Consider the following 16,833-nt stretch of genomic DNA (forward strand, 5'->3'; position numbering starts at 1 on the left):
TTAGAGAGGAAAGAAAATGAAATATACTATTTTTACTCCAACTTATAATAGGGAAAAAGATTTAGAGATATTATATAACTCTTTAAAAGCTCAAACGTTACAAAATTTTGAATGGTTGATTATCGATGATGGATCAACAGATCAAACAGAGCGAATAGTTGATAGTTTTAAGAAAGAAAATGTTTTTCCTATTAGGTATATCCGCCAAAATAATGGAGGAAAGCATCGTGCTTTTAATAGGGCAATTGAAGAATCTAAAGGGGAATTTCTTGTTTGTGTAGATTCAGACGATTACCTGAAAGAATATGCACTAGAAAAGATAGAGGAATTATCTCATTTAAGTGATAAAGTAATGGCGTTATGTTTTCTATGTGTGGATGAAAAGGGAAAAGTTATAGGAACACCTTTCCCAAAAAATAATTCTATATTTAATTTAATTGACTTAACCTATAAGTATAAGGTAAGAGGGGATAAACTCTGGATATTTAGAAGTAGCATATTAAAAAAATATAAATTTCCTGAATATGAGGGGGAAAAGTTTGTTACAGAGGGAGTTCTCCTATTTAAAATGGCGCTTAATTACGATATTTTAGTGTCAAATGAGTCATTACAAGTCCATGAATATAAACATGGTGGATTAACTTCCATTGGTAATAATAGTTTATTTAAAAAAAGCCCTAAGGGGGCTAAAGCATATTATAAAATGTTATTGCAAGTAGCTCCGAATTATAAATATAAATTGTTTTATTTTTATAATTATACATTATATAGTTTTTGTAGGAGAAAAAAATGATAAAACAGATTAAGGTTTTAATGAGATTTATATTTCTGAATTATAAACATAGGTCAGCAATTATTAAATCGTTTCAAGTAGATAGTAAGCTTAAAATATCTAAGGGAGCTAGAATCAATAAAGGTGTAATAATTGGAGAAAATGTTTCTATAGATGAGTACTCCTATATAAACGATAACTCTATAGTATTCAATTCAAATATCGGAAAGTTTTGTTCTATTAGTTATAATTGTATGATAGGGTTGCCTAATCATCCAATTAGACATATAAGCACCTCGCCATTTCTTTATTCAGATAATAATGTTTTAAGTATTTCTAGAAGTTTTGAGGAATTAAATAACCAAACACTGATTGGTAATGATGTTTGGATTGGGGCGCAAGCAATTATAATGAGGGGGGTGTCTATAGGGAATGGCGCGATTATAGGAGCTGGGGCAGTTGTAACTAAAGATATTCCTCCATATGCTATTGCCGTAGGAAACCCTGCTAAAGTTATTAAGTATCGATTTGAAAAAAAACAAATAGAATTTCTAGAGAATTTTAGATATTGGGATAAATATAATGTTCCAAATGAGCAACTCGCACATTTAGTACTAAGTGAAGAAAAATGGATAGAGAATATTAATAGGTAAGGATGTGTCTTGAATAAATGAAAATCACAATAGCAGGAACAGGCTATGTAGGCTTATCTAATGCAATCTTACTAGCTCAACATAATGAAGTAATAGCTCTAGATATTCTTCAAGAAAAAGTGGATATGATTAATAATAGAAAATCTCCTATTATAGATAATGAAATTGAAGAGTTTCTAGCAACAAGAGAACTTAATTTAATAGCTACTACTGATAATTATAAGGCATTTAAGGATGCAGAGTATGTTATTATTGCAACACCAACGAATTATGACCCAGATAAAAATTATTTTAATACAAGAACTGTGGAAGCAGTAATTGCTAATGTTTTGTCTATTAACCCAGAAGCGATAATGGTAATAAAATCAACAGTACCAGTAGGCTATGTGGAGAAAATAAAAGAGAAGTTTGAAACAAATAATATTATTTTTTCACCAGAGTTTTTAAGAGAAGGTAAAGCTTTATACGATAACCTACATCCGTCACGGATAATTGTAGGGGAAAAAACTGATAGAGCAAAAGTATTTGCTGAACTATTAGTTCAAGGTGCGCTTAAAAAAGATATTTCAGTGCTATTTACAAATTCGACGGAAGCTGAAGCAATTAAATTATTTGCTAATACATATTTAGCTATGAGGGTTGCCTTTTTTAATGAATTGGATTCGTATGCGGAAGTAAGAGGACTAAATACAAAACAAATTATTGATGGTATAGGGCTTGATCCAAGAATTGGTGATAACTATAATAATCCATCCTTTGGTTACGGTGGCTACTGTTTGCCTAAAGATACGAAACAACTCTTAGCCAATTATGCAGACGTCCCTAATAATATAATGACAGCAATTGTTGATGCAAACAGAACAAGAAAAGACCATATCGCAGAAATGATTATAAAGAGAAATCCTAAAGTTGTAGGTATTTATAGATTAACTATGAAAATGGATTCAGATAATTTTAGGCAATCAGCTATTCAGGGAATTATGAAACGAATTAAAGCAAAAGGAATTGAAGTTGTTGTATATGAACCAGCTCTTCGTGAAGAGACATTTTATAATTCTCAGGTGATTAATGACTTTGAAGAATTTAAGAAGGTAAGTAATATAATTGTGGCTAATAGATTAACTGATGATTTACGTGAAGTAGAGGGAAAAGTCTATACTAGGGATTTATTTAGTAGAGACTAAAAGTTGTGGTATATTATTGTTATTATTTTGTAAGTTTAAAAGAAAAAGGACACATGGTTAGTATTACTGAAGAATTTTTCAACACAAATCAACTTATAGTATGAAATTTTTTGGTGGATTTTCCGATAAAGAAAAAGTGGAATTTGAGAGTCAATTAAAAATCAACTTCAGTAATGGATTGACGGTGGAGGATTATGTATGAATATCTCAAATAGATGGGTTGCTATTTTTTTGATTTTACCCCATCTGAATATTTATTATTTTAATTTAGAACATATTAATATTTTTGTTTTTCTGTGGAAAGTAGTAATGGTATTAGTGGCCTTTTGTTTGGTATTTAAGCGCATAACTATTTTGAATTTGCTAATAGTGTTTTATATGATGTTGATTCTATTTTCTGCGGTTATTAATGAAAACTTAACTAATGGGATTGCATTTACCATAGTGATTTTTATATCTTTTTGTATTTACATTTCTCATGCTTTGAAAGAACCTAAAGAATTTTTTAGAGGAATGTACTACTTATTTTCAGTTATTGTTATTTTTAATTTCCTGACAATGTTGACTAATGGAATTACCATTGATGATAATGGATTCCCAGTGTATTTGCTCGGAGGAAAAAATGCAATTACTATGACGGTATTACCGGCAATACCGATAATATTTATTTACTCTTATATTATGTATAAAAAACTGAAAATATTCCCTCTTATCGTGATTTTAATAAGCATTACATCTATCTATTTGTCAGCAAGCGGGACAGGAATCGTCGTGGCGATATTAGCAGCTTTATTCCTAATAGTTCACAAAAGGTACTCTCCATCTTTAAAGGCGTATCTCTTTATTTATTTTATACTCTTCTTTACCATAATAGTTTTTAGATTGCAAGAACTATTATTTGGAGATTTTATTATAAATGTTTTGCATAAAGACTTAACATTTACTGGAAGAACGTATGTGTGGGACCTAATATTAAATATCATTGGCGATTCCTATCTTATAGGTTTTGGAAGAGGGAATAATATTATCAATCAGCATTTTATTAATTTATATGAGGCACATAATGGATTACTTGAAATTCTTATGTATTCTGGGATTCTTGGTATTTTCTTTTTTGTGATAATCTTGATATTAGTCGCTAAAAAATTAGGTGGTTTTAAAAATCATGTTATTTCTAAATTTTTATCCTTTTCGATTTTTGTATATATGATAGTAGGATTAACAGAAAGTGTATTTTATAAAAATGGATTTTGGATGTTAATAGTTATTTCATATGGAATCAATAATATTATAAAGTGCATTGAAACTGAAGATAACCAATTAAATAATGAGTAATGATCGATTCAAATACATATTCGTTATTTAGTGAAAGTCCTTTTATGGGGAAGATCAAAGGTGAAGTTGAGATAGTAATTTTTTTAATAGGTAAATTTAAAGATTTTTATTAATGTATGGCGTTACTTTTGTATAGAGTAAAAGAATATAAGGGAATACATTTGTATTAGATGTTAGGTATAGAATAAATCGTATCAATGTCTTGCATAATATAATCGAATTTCTATTCTTTGATGAGCATATAAGGTGGATCTAAGGAAGAAGGTAAAATAATGAAAAAGAAAATCCTAGTTTGGATATTAGGAATTATAGGAGTACTAATTATAGGTGGAGGGGTTTACGCTTATAATATATATTCTTCTGTTTCAAAAACATTAGATGAAGTTCATAAACCATTAAAGCGTGATGAAGGTAATAAACAAGAAGAAAAAATCAGTAAATCAGCACCAGTTTCAATCCTATTATTAGGGGCGGATGAACGTGGTGAAGACAAAGGACGTTCAGATTCTTTAATGGTCATCACATTAAACCCTAAAAATAATTCAATGAAAACAGTAAGTATCCCTCGTGATACATATACAGAAATCGTTGGAAAAGGGAAAAGTGATAAAATTAATCATGCTTATGCATTTGGTGGCGTAGACATGTCTGTAGCGACAGTGGAAAAATTCTTGAACATTCCTATTAACTATTATATTGAAGTGAACATGGAAGGGTTTAAAGATATTGTAGATGCAGTTGGTGGTGTAGATGTAAATAATGATTTAGAATTTACACAAGATAAGCACCATTTCGCCAAGGGAAATATACACTTAACAGGTGATGAAGCTTTAGCATTCACACGTATGCGTAAAGCAGACCCACGAGGTGACTTCGGTCGTCAAATGCGTCAACGTCAAGTGATGCAGGCTGTTATTAAGAAAGGTGCAAGCTTCTCTTCTTTATCGAGCTATGGTGATGTATTAACAGCAATCCAAAAGAACGTGAAGACAAACTTAACGCAAGATCAAATGTTTGATATGCAAAAGAATTATAAAGATTGTCTGCAGAATAGTGAAGATATCCAAATCCCAGGTGACGGCCACATAGCGGCTGATGGTATTTGGTACTACTATGTTCCAGATGCTGCAAAACAAGATTTAACGAATAAATTAAGAGCGCATCTTGAAGTGACTAAGTAGTATGTAATAACCCAACTCCTTTGGAAGGAGTTGGGTTTATTTTTGCGTGGATTTATATTAGTATTATATATTGTGAGATTAATAGATGAGGTGAATCGATGAATAAGAAAGCAGTACTTGTCCTTGTTGTTTTTGTATTGTTTGTTGCTTCGATTGTGAGCGGTAAATTGTACTGGAATAAGAAAGTTGCAAATGCAACGGGACAAACGAGTGAAGTAACGAAAACAAAAGCTGAAGTGAAAGATAGCGGAGCAAAGAAAGAAGAGAAAAAAGAAGAGAAAAAAGAAGAGAAAAAACAAGATGCGAAGTCATCTTTTAATGAGGCATACGCGAAGAATTTGCCAGATGCAGTGAAAGAGAAGTTAAAGAAAGCTGCTGAGGATAAAAAGGCAGTAAACCTTATTATTGTTGGTGATGAAGCTTCTTCATCTGAAAAAGGTGCTTGGGCAGCTAAGTTAACGTCTAATTTAGAAACTGCTTACGGTAAAGGTTTATGGAATGTGACTGTAAAGGAATATAAGGGTGAAAGCACAGAAGAGTTAATTGCGAATAAGCGTGATAAAGAGATTGCGAAAGAGAATCCAGATGTGATTTTATTTGAGCCGCCATTTATTACTGATAACGGTAAAACTGGTAATGGGAACTCTGTTACGAGTACACAGAAGTTCGTTCAAGCACTTTCTACTAGTGCAAAGGGCGCTACGATTATGATTCAACCATCAAATCCAGTGTATGGTGCGAAAAATTATCCGAAAGCGATTGAAGCATTAAAACAATTTGCGACGCAAAATAATTATACATATATTGATCATTGGGGAGCATGGCCGGATGCATCGACAAAGGCTATCCTACCATACTTAAAAGAAGAGTTTGGTTTCCCAACTGCTAAAGGTCATGAAGTTTGGGCACAATATGTAACGGATTATTTTGTAGCTAAATAATAAAAGGGGAGAGGGTATCGTCGACAAAATATGTTCGACAATACCCTCTCTTTTTTTATAGGATTTTTGCTATACTAAACTGTACTATAATACATGATGGAAGGAGGAGAATAATGAAAATACTTGTGGTTGATGATGAATCGAGTATTCGTAATTTGATTCGGATGCAGTTGGAGATGGAAGGTTATGAAGTATTGGCAGCGGCTGATGGGAGAGAAGCTTTAGAGAGATGGAATGAAGGGCCGGATGTATTGATTTTGGATGTTATGCTTCCGGATACGGATGGGTATGAGTTGCTTCGTTTGTTCCGTGAGAGGGATAGGGATATTCCCGTGCTTATGTTAACGGCAAAGAGTCAGATGAATGATAAGTTGCTTGGCTTGCAGCTTGGTGCTGATGATTATGTGACGAAGCCGTTTAATTATGCGGAGCTTATTCTTCGGGTTAAGAATATGGCGCGGCGTGTAAAGAAGACGGAGGCGGCTATAAGTCATGAAGTAATTGAGGCTGGAGAGATAGTGATTTGTCCTAAGGAAAGAAAGGTACATGTGAGTGGACAAGAGATTCAGTTAACGTACCGAGAGTTTAATTTATGTCAGTTATTTGTTTCAAATCCGCAGCGTGTGTTTATGAGGGATGAGTTACTTGAGAAAGTATGGGGATTTGAGTATATCGGAAATACGAGAGCAGTTGATATTATGGTGCAGAGACTTCGCAAGAAGCTTGGGACGAGCGGAGAATATATTAAGACAATTTATGGCGTTGGCTATAAACTGGATTGTTAAGTGGTGAGGGTATGTCTTTAAAGCGAAATATGGTGTTCGGAATAGTTGGGCTGTTAATTCCGATTTTTGTTCTTTTATATGCAGTTGTTTATATTACGTTAGAAAAGAATATGTATCATAACGCAGCAGATTCTTTAGAAAAGTTAAGTGTAGAAGCACAAATTTATACGATGAATTATTTAGAGAAGGAAGCAGAAGTGGATACGCTTGGTCCGAATTCACTTTTAATTGCGTCATATTTAGCGAAGCGTATGGATGTCCGTGTGCAGATGATTGGGAAGAATGGCGATGTTGTTGCAGATACACAAAAAGGAGCATTGCTTCACCGTAACATCGACATTGAGAGTTCTTTGAAGGGGAAGAAGTCTTACGTTTTTGAGGAGGCGGATCCAGCTCCTATTCTTTTGTTTTCAAGCCCGGTTTATTATGGAAACGATGTCATTGGAAGTATTCGTTTTATAAATGAGTTAACGGGTGAGAAGGAAGTTTTAACAAATGTGAGCTGGGCGTTCTTAATGACATCTCTTTGTTTAGTAGCTACCGGTATTTTCTTTGCGATTCGTTTGGCGAAGTCTCTTCATAAACCGATTGATCAGTTGAGACAAATGGCACAGAGGCTCGCGAATGGTGATTATAAGAGTAAGATTGAGTTAAATGAGTACGTAGAAATCGCTCAGCTTTCAGCATCTTTTAACGCGATGGCCGATGGAATTGAACTGCATATTAAGCAATTGCAGGAGGAGAAGGAGAAGCAGAAAGATTTCTTAGACCGCATTACGCATGAGCTAAAAACACCGCTAACGGCAATTATCGGTTATGTTGATTTAATTCCGAAGTTACAATCGAAAGAAGATGTACAAGAAAGTCTTCGTTATGTGGCTGTGGAAAGTGAGCGTTTATTATCACTTGTAGAGGAACTGTTTAAGTCCTCGAAATATGGGACGAGTACGTTTGAAGTGTCTCCTACAGTTGTGAATATAAAGGAATTGGCAGAAGAAGCAGTTTCAATTGTGAAACCTCGCCTAAATCAATTTGAAATTGAAGTGATAAATGAGTTAACGGATGTACATGTTGTTGCGGATTTTGATAAGACGAAGCAAATTTGCTTAAATGTGCTTGATAATGCAATTAAGTATAGTGATGCTTCGCACATTCGTATGAATGTAATTGTAAATGAGCATGAGGCGAAGGTTTTTGTTCATGATGATGGGATCGGTATAGATGAAGTGGTGCTTGCAGAGTGGAATGAGTCTCCGAAAGGAAAGGCACTTCCTTCTAGTTATGGGAATGGTTATGGTTTGTATATTTGTCAGGAAATTATGAATAAGCAGGGCGGAAGCATGCGGATTGAGAGTAGTGAAGAAGTAGGTACTACAATATTCATTACATTTTTGCTTCCGAGAAGGATGGAAGACATAAAAAACTTGAAAGCGGTTAAATGATACATTTATGAAACAATTATGCGGTATTTTCGAAACAACGTTTTTTTATCTTGGAGGTAGGCAGAAATGAAAAGGCTATCATTTCAAATTCTTATGTTTGTCATTTGTATGATTGTTTCTCTTGTTTTGTTTTATGTTATGGAGAAGCAAATCTATAATCGAATCAACATTGTAAATGATAAACAAGCCGTTTTACAAAGGGTGAATGAATCTCTTCCAATTGAAGTGAAAGTAAGACATGAAAAGTGGGGAGAAATTGTTGTAACGGATGAAGTTCGTTTGCATACGATTGTTTCATTCTTTGACCGAATTCGAATAGAGCCTGAGGGCGTTAAGAGCCAAGAACAAGTATTTACTGGAGAAGTAACGTACTTGAATGGACATAAGCGTACTTTTGCAGTAGGTGACTTGTTCCAGTATGGGGAAAATGTATACGGAAAGAATGGCATGGATCCGATGATTTCAGCACTTCAAACGTATTTATTAAGCCTGTATTACACGCCAGAGCGTATTAGTGATTTCTTTGCTTCAGCAAAGGATGTCGTAGTACGTCAAGGTGATGTGGTACGTACTATCAATCTTACGCACATACTTGATTCTATTCGATACGCAAAGCAAATTACAGATTACGGAGAAATTCAGAAGTTATTACAATCGCAGAATGAACCGATTGCTTATATTACAGCTTATAAAACAGGTAAGCGTGTAAAGAATGATCGTGAAGATATTCTTACGATTTCTGTGTATCCATCGTACTTTGTTGTGCAATATCTCGGTGATAATAACGGGAATGTCATGTATATGAAAGGCTCTCTAGCAGAGTTATTCGTAAGATAGCCTTTTTCTTCTTTTTGCTAGTAATTGGAGGAGCGATGTCTAGTTGCTCTCGAGATACAACCTCTATTAAATATAGTAAAAATGGTCTCCCTATTTTGGATGATCGTCATATTGTTGCGTATGTAGCGGCTCGTGAGGAAGTTGGTGAAGCGTTACTTTCATCATTTTGTAAACCGCGCGGATGTACGTATGAATTTATTCGTCTTTCAACAGAAGAACTTCTTCGTAGAGTGGAAGAAGAAGTTCTTCTGTTGAAAGACGAAGGCGGATATTATTATTGGCGGTACAGTAGATGCGCATCAAATGATGAAGCAAAAAAATCTTTCTATTCCTGTGATAAGCCAACATGCAAATCGTATTTCAAAAACTGTTAAAGATAAAGATGGTTATTGGTACGGTTATGAAGTGGAGAAGCTGGCAATTGCGATTAATAAAGAGCGGTGGAACGAGGAAATAGCGCCGCTTGGTCTCTCGTATCCGTTAAGATGGAAAGATTTATTGAATCCAGTATATAAGGGAAAGATTGTCATGCCCGATCCAAATGTTTCAGGTACAGCATATACGTTTTTTCAATCACTTATTGATACGTTAGGTGAAGAGGAAGCGAAGGAATATGTGAAGAATCTGGCAGAACAAGTTGGAGAAGTAACAGTGAATGGTTACATCCCAGCAGAACTTGTTGCGAGTGGTGAATATATGATAGGCATCAACTTTATGGGAGATCAGAGAATGCTTCAAAAACAAGGCTTTCCGATTTTAAGTAACGAACCTGAGCAAACAGGGTTATCTGTTAATGCGATTTCGAAACTAAAACGTGCACCGAGTAGTATTATTGCGGATTTATTTATTGATTATTGTTTATCAGAAGAAGCGGGTCACATTTTAGAAAAAGTGTCGTTTGGCGTACCAACGATGTTTGCGAAGAATGAGAAAGAAATAGAAGGACAGCCGGTTAGAAAGACGAATCAAAATATATCAAATAGCGGAATAATCGAGATATGGAATAGACAGCGTCTCTCTCTGAAGTGAGAAAAGGAGACGAAAATATATGTTTAAATGGCTCAAGCCAGCACCTGCAATTGAAAGATTGCCAGGGGATATGATCGACCGTGTATATCGATTACTACGTATTCGTGTGTTAATCGGGATTTCAGTTGGATATGCTGCTTATTATTTAGTTCGTAGTAACTTTACGTTATCAAGTACGTATTTAGTACAAGAATATGGTTTTAGTACAGCTGAAATTGGTCTACTAGGCTCAGTAATGGCAATTGTTTATGGATTTAGTAAGTTCTTTATGGGTAATTTATCAGATAAAGCTTTCGCCCAGCACTTTATCGCAGTCGGTTTATTCTTATCAGGGCTTGTAAATATTTGTTTCGGTTTTGCATCATCATTTGGGATGATTGTTACATTACTTGTTGTTAACGGTATTGTACAAGGTATGGGAGCACCACCTTGTAGTATCGTTATGACGAAATGGTTCTCGAAGAAAGAACGTGGTACGAAAACAGGTCTTTGGAATATTTCACATAACGTTGGTGGAATGCTTGTGCCACCACTTGTCGGAATTGGTGTAGGTATTTTCGGTGAAAATCATTGGCAAGGCGGCGTGTTTATTTTACCTGCGATTATCGCAATGGTAATTGCAGTACTTGTTTGGATCAATGCGAAGGATACACCAGAATCTGAAGGCCTTCCTCCAATTGATGAGTATCGTAATGACTATGAAAATCTTGAAAAAGCAGATAATGCTAACAAGATGTCACCAAAAGAAATTTTAATGAAGTATGTAGTGAAAAATAAATTTATATGGTTCTTATGTATTGCGAATGCTTTTGTTTATTTAATTCGTTTCGGTGTTATTAACTGGGTTCCACTTTATTTAACGACAGTTAAAGGATTTTCAAAAGCAGAAGCGCATGCGGCATATGCAATCTTTGAAGGTATGGCAATTCCAAGTTCATTAATCGTTGGCTTTTTAAGTGATAAATTATTTAAACGAAAACGTATGCCATTATGTATTATTAGTATGGTTGGAGTTGTTATTGGTACGTTTATATATTGGCAAGCAACTAGCGTACTTGTTGTAAGTATTGCAGTTTCTATTATCGGTTGTTTAATTTATGTACCACAGTTCTTAATCGGTTTAAGTGCGATGGAATTAGTACCGAAAAGTAGGTACGACAGTTGGTATGTGTGGTCTATTCGGTTATGTAGGCGGAAGTCTTGTAGCTAACGCAGCAATTGGTGTTATTGTTGATAGTTCTGGCTGGGATGGTTGTTTCATCTTACTATTAACAGGAGCGGTTTTATCAACAATCTTCTTATTTATTGTTCAACGTAGACATGAGAGAAAAGATCCTAAAGTAGCGTAATATTTTGTTTGAAAAGCTATCCAATTATTATTTTGGATGGCTTTTTCTATATAATATAATCTTTCCTTAAATCTATCTTAAAAGATATAATGTCATATTTCTAATCATTGGAATTTTTGTTACAATATAAATGGATGTGTAAAACTTTGTAAAAAATAATGTAATAATATGTAAACTATTTTCAGAAAGTTTTATACAATTTTTATATTAAACTATTAAGTTATAAAAGGGAGCGAGAATATGTTACCAAATACGGTTCGTACTCCAAACAAGAAGAAGAAATGGATTATTATTGGGGTTATTGCACTAATTGTTATTGTAGCGGCAATTAATATTTTTGTTATGCAAGGTAAGAAGAAGGGGGCATCAACAAATGCTGATGCTGTAAGTTTTGAGAAAGTAACAGAACGTAAGCTGAATAATACGAAGTTAATTTCTGGTCAGGTGAAGCCTGGTAATATTGAAAGCTTCTATGCAGATCCGGCCAAAGGGAAAGTGAAAGATATTGAGGTAAAAGAAGGGCAAGAGGTAGAAAAAGGTACGAAGTTATTCTCTTATGACAATGAAGAGATTAACCTTCAAATGAAGCAAGCTGAGCTTGATCAGAAGATGGCGGATATGCGTTATGATCAAGGGAAAAAGAAGATTGATTCATTGAAGAAAGAAATTAAGAAGGCGAAAGATAGCGGAGCTGGGAAAGAAGTAACAGATCCAATGGACGAGCAAGTAAACGAGTTAGAGATAGGACAAAAAACAATTGACCTTGAGAAAGAAAAAGGAAAGTTGCAGAAAGAAGAGTTAAGTAAGAAGCAGAAAGAACTTACGATTTATAGTAATTTCGCTGGTGTTGTTCAAAGGTTAGATAAAGATGCGGCACAAAGCTCATCTCAAGCGTTAGGTGGTCAAGGAAAAGCGTTTTTACAAGTAGCTTCTAAAGACCCATTCCAAGTTCAAGGTACGTTAACTGAGCTTCAAAAGTCACAAATCCAAAAAGATCAAACATTCACTGTAACGGCAAAAGCAAATAATAAGAAGAAGTGGACAGGTAAGATTACAGAGGTAAGTGAGTTCCCAACGAGCGCAGAGATGGCGCAAGCTGGCGGCATGGGTGAAGCAACTCAAAATATGTCTCAATATACATATAAAGCAAGTCTTGATAGCCAAGATGGTTTATCTCCAGGTTACCACGTTTCTCTGCAAGTAAACTTAGAGAATAAGAAGATGCTTGCTGTCCCAAGTAAGAGCATTGTAGAAAAAGGCGATGATGCATTTGTTTATGTTGAGGATAAAGGGAAGCTTCGTAAACAAAATGTGAAAAAAGGTTCTACTGATGGGGACTGGACAGAGGTTGTAGAAGGCGTAACAGTGGGGCAAAAGGTGGTTAAAAATCCTTCCGACGATGTGTATGACGGAATGGAAGTGAAAGAGAAATGATTACGTTAAATCATATTGCTAAAACGTATTATCAAGGAAAATTGGCGGTGCCGATTTTGCATGGTATTAGTTTAACGATTCAGAGTGGTGAGTTCGTTTCGATTATGGGACCGTCTGGTTCTGGTAAGTCGACTCTTATGAATATTATTGGTTGCTTAGATCGTCCAACAGAAGGTGAATATATGCTGAATGACGTGAATATCTTAACAGCAGACGAGTCAAAGCTTGCTTTAATTCGTAATGAATATATTGGCTTTGTATTTCAGCATTTTAATTTACTACCTCGTCTTTCCGCAGTGGAAAATGTTGAGCTTCCGCTCGTATATGGTGGCGTGAAGAAAGCGGAGCGTCGCAAGCGTGCTTTGGAGGCGTTAGGTAAAGTTGGATTGGCAGATCGCGTGCATCATTTACCAAATGAGTTATCAGGTGGACAGAAGCAGCGTGTAGCGATTGCAAGAGCGATTGCGAATAACCCAACGTTCATTATGGCCGATGAACCGACTGGTGCACTTGATACGAAGTCTGGTGAGCAAGTTATGAATATTTTCACGAAGCTTAATGCAGAAGGTACGACGATTGTTATGGTTACGCATGAAGAGGAAGTAGCAGCGTATTCTTCCCGCCGCATTGTACTGCGAGACGGGAAAGTTACAGAAGATAGAAGGTGTGCGGTATGAGTTTACTAGATAGTATAAAAATTGCCCTGTCTTCTATTTTAGCTCATAAACTGCGTTCTGCTCTTACGATGCTCGGTATTATTATCGGGGTAGGTTCGATTATTACTGTCGTTGCAATTGGGCAAGGCGGGGAAGCAATGCTGAAGTCGAAAATCGCTGGTTCTGGTAATAATCTTATGCCAATTCAATTTAAACCGGATATTAATGATGAGTTCAGTATGGGGGGGCATCAAGTACCGAAATTAACAGAAGAAGATATTATGGAAGTAAAGCAAGTTAAAGATGTTTCTCATGTTATTACGACGAATAATACGATGGAAACAATGGATATTAATGATAAAAAATCAATGATTAATGTTATTGGACTTGATAGTGAATATTTTGAAGTAAATAAAGTGAAAGTGGTTAAAGGTCGTTCATTAAATGAATCTGATATTTCACAAGGAAATAACGTTGTTATGATTAGTACGAAATCAGAAGAGACGTTATTTAAAGATGAAAATCCAGTAGGGAAAATTATTGAAATGAAAGGACAACCGATGCAAATTATTGGTGTCTATAAATCAGATAATGAATTTATGGGGTTCGAGGCTGAGGAAATGTTAATTCCTCTTACTTTATGGCCTGTTTTATACGGAACGGATGAAATTCAAAGTATCGCCATTCAATCTAAAAACGTAGATAATTTAGAAACGGCAGGGAAAAAAGCTGTTGATGTATTAAATAGTCGTAAACCAAGCGATATTCCAGGTAAATATGAATTGGTGAATTTAAAAGAATTCCAAGAAGGTGTTTCTAAAGTTACTAACATTATGACGATGATCATTGGTGGTATCGCGGGTATTTCATTAGTCGTTGGTGGTATTGGTGTTATGAATATTATGCTTGTATCTGTAACGGAGCGTACACGAGAAATTGGGATACGTAAAGCACTTGGAGCAACACGTAGTAAAATTTTATTACAGTTTTTAATTGAAGCTGTTATGTTAACACTTCTAGGTGGTTTAATCGGAATTGGTCTTGGGTATGGCGGAGCATATATCGTTTCTACATTCGCAAAATGGCCGCCACTCGTTTCATGGGAAGTTGTCGTTGGAGGCGTACTGTTCTCGATGACACTCGGTATTATTTTTGGATTAATTCCAGCAAATAAAGCTGCGAAATTAGATCCAATTGAAGCATTGCGTTATGAGTAATTAATAGTGTAGTAGAACTACACATTACCGTTCTAGTGGGCGGTTCGTAGCCTCTATATGAGGAAGTGAACCGCCCGTTAGAACGGGTTATATAAATAGAAGGAGGCGTTATAATGGAAGCAAATATTAATACGCAAGATGTAGGTGCGAAGAAGCCATCATTATTAGGAATGATTACTTCTCCAGGTGAGCAGTTTGAGAGAATGAAGACGAAAAGTCCGGTTTGGGGGACATTTGTCTTATTTGTTATATTAGGAACGATTATAGCAACAGCAGTGTCTTACTTAACATTAATTAGTACTCCAGAATTGGCAAAAGAATTAAATGGTGAAGCAGGGGCAATGGTAAAAGGATTTACCCTTGGTGGAGGCGCGCTTGTTGGTCTATTAGGAACACCTATAGGTCTCTTTATTGCGGCAGGTTTTTATAAAATTATTATGATGTTTATGAGCAATGATACACCATACATGAAAATATTATCGATTTACTTATATGCTAATCTTGTTTATTATATCGGCGGATTGTTAAATGCAGGATTAGGCTTTATTTTTGATGGAAATGGCACTGATGTTTATACAAGTTTAGCTCCTTTATTTGAACAAGGGACAGTAGCACATGGAATTGCCTCTTCAATTGAAATTTTTAATATTTGGAGCCTTATTCTAACAGGACTAGGCTTACACATTGTAGCTGGTTTAAGTAAGAAACAAGCTACGATTTTAATTGTAATCTTCTTTATCCTAACAATTGCATTCGGCGTTGTAAGAGGTTTAGTAAGCGGCTTTGGTGCATAACATATTATTTTAAAAAGGTGACTCTTTAAAGGAGTCACCTTTTTTATTTTTACCCCTATTTCAAATACCACCAACAAAATTTCAAATACTAGCTGGTGTAATTTCAAATTCCGTCGGTAGTATTTGAAATTACTCACGGTGAAATCTTTTCTTTATTTTTATATTGTGAAGGTACCGCGGAATACTAGAAAGGTATACCTTTTAGAAACGGGTACTGTGTGAAGCCAGCGACTTTTAAAGAAGCAGTTGTTTTGTACGAAGGGATGATTGTAAATCAGATAAAGAAATTAGGTATTCGTAAAGATTATGAAGAGTATTATTAATGTGGTTTAATCGGTCTTTGGCATGCGTATGAAAGATTTGATGAAAAGAAGGGATGTTTCCCTGCATATGCAGTTGTAACGGTGCGAGGTTATATATTAGAGAGATTGAAGAAAGAGTTCGCAGTGCAGGAGAGATGTGTATGTGTAGGAGAGTATGAGGATATCTTTCATTTTGAGGATGTTGAAATAAGAGTGAAGGATTTTATGAGTGTGTTAGATAAGAAGGAGAAGTATATTATTTTTGAACGTTTTTTTGTAGGGAAGACGATGGGAGAAATCGCTTTAGAGACGGAAATGACATATTATCAAGTAAGATGGATGTATCGGCAAGCACTCGAGAAAATGCGAGATAGTGTAAAAGGATAAAAATAGAAAATAGAATGGAAGGTAAGGAAATACTACCTTCCATTCTATTTGTTATTAAGGTGATGAATCTTGCATGTTCATTTGGGATAATACATATCCAGCTTTCCATAATTGCTGGCTTAACTTATGGGAACTAATTTGTATCGTTACGGTAGCTCCGTTTGAAAAATGAATTTTAGCTCGTTTAGCTTTTTTGAAAAACTCTATTGTATGAACATGTTTGAAGAAAAGCCAAATACAATTTGGAGAAGCAGGAGATTCTGTTGAGAAAGCACAAATATATTCTCTATGATTGATCGGAATTGGAACGTTTTGTTTAAATTTAAATTTTGTTTTTACAGCATTACGTCTCCCTTGATAAGTAGAATGAATATTTGTTAGACAAGATTTCTGTATAAGTTGGAGAGCAGTTTGACAGGAGTAAAGATGGTTTCCGCTACTGTCGATAATTTTTGTGCGGTAATAAGGGTGTTTACATGGTTCAAGCATCATTGTAGAACTAGAAATAAAAATGTTGTTTTCATTATCCATAATT

14 protein-coding genes and 3 pseudogenes are annotated in these 16,833 nt (G+C 35.0%); 16 read left to right on the forward strand and 1 reads right to left on the reverse strand.

The genetic code is table 11. From position 1 onward, the window contains the following. Positions 1-16: 16 nt before the first annotated feature. The 16 genes and pseudogenes from D1166_RS19295 to D1166_RS19370 all read left to right on the forward strand — a co-directional run bounded on the left by D1166_RS19295 (position 17) and on the right by D1166_RS19370 (position 16,298). The gene (locus D1166_RS19295; protein ID WP_098431886.1) at positions 17-793 is read left to right on the forward strand and encodes a glycosyltransferase family 2 protein; all 777 of its coding nucleotides are present in this window, start codon (positions 17-19) and stop codon (positions 791-793) included. After that, complete coding sequence (locus D1166_RS19300) at positions 790-1,425, forward strand: CatB-related O-acetyltransferase (RefSeq protein WP_086398028.1); 636 nt, start codon at positions 790-792, stop codon at positions 1,423-1,425. The genes D1166_RS19295 and D1166_RS19300 overlap by 4 nt, the downstream gene beginning before the upstream one ends. Positions 1,426-1,442: 17 nt before the next feature. Next, positions 1,443-2,609, forward strand: coding sequence for a nucleotide sugar dehydrogenase (locus D1166_RS19305; RefSeq protein WP_098431887.1), 1,167 nt, complete (start codon positions 1,443-1,445; stop codon positions 2,607-2,609). Positions 2,610-2,807: 198 nt separating this feature from the next. After that, positions 2,808-3,944, forward strand: coding sequence for an O-antigen ligase family protein (locus D1166_RS19310; protein WP_098436596.1), 1,137 nt, complete (start codon positions 2,808-2,810; stop codon positions 3,942-3,944). Between the two features lie 272 nt (positions 3,945-4,216). Continuing rightward, entirely contained in the window at positions 4,217-5,125 is a 909-nt protein-coding gene (tagU, locus tag D1166_RS19315; protein ID WP_098431889.1) for a polyisoprenyl-teichoic acid--peptidoglycan teichoic acid transferase TagU, read from the forward strand. A gap of 98 nt (positions 5,126-5,223) precedes the next feature. Next, positions 5,224-6,066, forward strand: a complete 843-nt coding sequence (locus tag D1166_RS19320; protein ID WP_065702806.1) for an SGNH/GDSL hydrolase family protein — start codon at positions 5,224-5,226, stop codon at positions 6,064-6,066. Positions 6,067-6,179: 113 nt separating this feature from the next. Beyond that, positions 6,180-6,851: a response regulator transcription factor gene (locus D1166_RS19325; RefSeq protein ID WP_061660877.1), complete on the forward strand. Its 672-nt coding sequence runs from the start codon at positions 6,180-6,182 to the stop codon at positions 6,849-6,851. Positions 6,852-6,862: 11 nt separating this feature from the next. Further along, complete coding sequence (locus D1166_RS19330) at positions 6,863-8,293, forward strand: HAMP domain-containing sensor histidine kinase (RefSeq protein ID WP_118043387.1); 1,431 nt, start codon at positions 6,863-6,865, stop codon at positions 8,291-8,293. Positions 8,294-8,359: 66 nt separating this feature from the next. Then, entirely contained in the window at positions 8,360-9,130 is a 771-nt protein-coding gene (locus D1166_RS19335) for a DUF3919 family protein (protein ID WP_118043388.1), read from the forward strand. Next, positions 9,118-10,159 (forward strand): annotated as a pseudogene (locus D1166_RS19340) (ABC transporter substrate-binding protein). The gene D1166_RS19335 and the pseudogene D1166_RS19340 overlap by 13 nt, the downstream one beginning before the upstream one ends. A 19-nt stretch (positions 10,160-10,178) precedes the next feature. Next, positions 10,179-11,508: pseudogene (gene pgtP, locus D1166_RS19345) on the forward strand (phosphoglycerate transporter protein PgtP). A gap of 240 nt (positions 11,509-11,748) precedes the next feature. Then, the gene (locus D1166_RS19350) at positions 11,749-12,942 is read left to right on the forward strand and encodes an efflux RND transporter periplasmic adaptor subunit (RefSeq protein ID WP_098595754.1); all 1,194 of its coding nucleotides are present in this window, start codon (positions 11,749-11,751) and stop codon (positions 12,940-12,942) included. Further along, the gene (locus D1166_RS19355) at positions 12,939-13,619 is read left to right on the forward strand and encodes an ABC transporter ATP-binding protein (RefSeq protein ID WP_000631604.1); all 681 of its coding nucleotides are present in this window, start codon (positions 12,939-12,941) and stop codon (positions 13,617-13,619) included. The genes D1166_RS19350 and D1166_RS19355 overlap by 4 nt, the downstream gene beginning before the upstream one ends. Then, entirely contained in the window at positions 13,616-14,815 is a 1,200-nt protein-coding gene (locus D1166_RS19360; protein WP_000054380.1) for an ABC transporter permease, read from the forward strand. The genes D1166_RS19355 and D1166_RS19360 overlap by 4 nt, the downstream gene beginning before the upstream one ends. Before the next feature lie 113 nt (positions 14,816-14,928). Beyond that, positions 14,929-15,609, forward strand: a complete 681-nt coding sequence (gene yknW / locus D1166_RS19365; RefSeq protein WP_070184481.1) for a YknW family membrane protein — start codon at positions 14,929-14,931, stop codon at positions 15,607-15,609. 218 nt (positions 15,610-15,827) lie between these two features. Continuing rightward, positions 15,828-16,298 (forward strand): annotated as a pseudogene (locus tag D1166_RS19370) (sigma-70 family RNA polymerase sigma factor). A 54-nt stretch (positions 16,299-16,352) separates the two neighbouring features. Here D1166_RS19370 and D1166_RS19375 read toward each other — a convergent pair. After that, positions 16,353-16,829, reverse strand: coding sequence for a competence protein ComK (locus D1166_RS19375; RefSeq protein WP_098279871.1), 477 nt, complete (start codon positions 16,827-16,829; stop codon positions 16,353-16,355). Between the last annotated feature and the right edge of the window lie 4 nt (positions 16,830-16,833).

This window comes from Bacillus sp. ISO11, from assembly GCF_003458115.1.
Lineage (GTDB): Bacteria > Bacillota > Bacilli > Bacillales > Bacillaceae_G > Bacillus_A > Bacillus_A cereus.

Bases quoted from the DNA above. Each gene is read 5' to 3' on its own strand.
- D1166_RS19320 (WP_065702806.1), top strand. From the start codon at position 5,224: ATGAATAAGAAAGCAGTACTTGTCCTTGTTGTTTTTGTATTGTTTGTT.
- D1166_RS19330 (WP_118043387.1), top strand. From the start codon at position 6,863: ATGTCTTTAAAGCGAAATATGGTGTTCGGAATAGTTGGGCTGTTAATT.
- D1166_RS19295 (WP_098431886.1), top strand. From the start codon at position 17: ATGAAATATACTATTTTTACTCCAACTTATAATAGGGAAAAAGATTTA.
- D1166_RS19350 (WP_098595754.1), top strand. From the start codon at position 11,749: ATGTTACCAAATACGGTTCGTACTCCAAACAAGAAGAAGAAATGGATT.
- D1166_RS19360 (WP_000054380.1), top strand. From the start codon at position 13,616: ATGAGTTTACTAGATAGTATAAAAATTGCCCTGTCTTCTATTTTAGCT.
- D1166_RS19300 (WP_086398028.1), top strand. From the start codon at position 790: ATGATAAAACAGATTAAGGTTTTAATGAGATTTATATTTCTGAATTAT.
- D1166_RS19375 (WP_098279871.1), bottom strand. From the start codon at position 16,829: ATGGATAATGAAAACAACATTTTTATTTCTAGTTCTACAATGATGCTT.
- D1166_RS19325 (WP_061660877.1), top strand. From the start codon at position 6,180: ATGAAAATACTTGTGGTTGATGATGAATCGAGTATTCGTAATTTGATT.
- D1166_RS19355 (WP_000631604.1), top strand. From the start codon at position 12,939: ATGATTACGTTAAATCATATTGCTAAAACGTATTATCAAGGAAAATTG.
- D1166_RS19310 (WP_098436596.1), top strand. From the start codon at position 2,808: ATGAATATCTCAAATAGATGGGTTGCTATTTTTTTGATTTTACCCCAT.
- D1166_RS19335 (WP_118043388.1), top strand. From the start codon at position 8,360: ATGAAAAGGCTATCATTTCAAATTCTTATGTTTGTCATTTGTATGATT.
- tagU (WP_098431889.1), top strand. From the start codon at position 4,217: ATGAAAAAGAAAATCCTAGTTTGGATATTAGGAATTATAGGAGTACTA.
- D1166_RS19305 (WP_098431887.1), top strand. From the start codon at position 1,443: ATGAAAATCACAATAGCAGGAACAGGCTATGTAGGCTTATCTAATGCA.
- yknW (WP_070184481.1), top strand. From the start codon at position 14,929: ATGGAAGCAAATATTAATACGCAAGATGTAGGTGCGAAGAAGCCATCA.